The 510-nt window shown below is 33.1% G+C and carries 1 protein-coding gene; it reads right to left on the reverse strand.

Annotated features, from left to right (window positions below):
- On the reverse strand, nucleotides 1-262 hold a 262-nt coding region (locus ACTHUM_RS18770), incomplete at its 3' end, for an Imm42 family immunity protein (RefSeq protein ID WP_440403791.1).
- Nucleotides 263-510 lie beyond the last annotated feature (248 nt).

The following is a 510-nucleotide window of genomic DNA, read 5'->3' on the forward strand; positions in this document are numbered from 1 at the left end:
GAACAGCATCGTTCAAAAAGATATATGCATTACAATAGTCTAAGTTAAATAAATTAGGACACTCTAGATTATCATTTATTGAAATAAACTGTTGTATGCTACGCAAAGAATTTGGTAAAAAAGTAGACGTATTTGGTAGTTCTTGAGGAATCATGTCTCCATTCACAAAAAATGTAAAAATCCCTTCGGAAAAATTTTCTGAACTCCATTCATCTATCTCCTCAATCCAAATTGCAAATTTATATGGATCCCCAAAAATCATTTAGAACACTCCTTGAATAAAATTTATTTTCCAGGAATACCCAATTTCCTACGCAGTTGGATATTAAGTTTATCAATTCTATTCCTGTTTAAGGTTCCTGCCCAGTGATACAAATTCCTGTTGTTATCAGCACCAACCAGTAAAGGATTGCTGCCGGTAACAGTCAACTTTATGTTTTTCAGATTGTGGACACCTGCAAAAAACGCGAAGAATTCGTGAAGGCTATAGTTTGCTAAAATATATTATAG

This window comes from Neisseria sp. P0021.S006 (assembly GCF_051956895.1).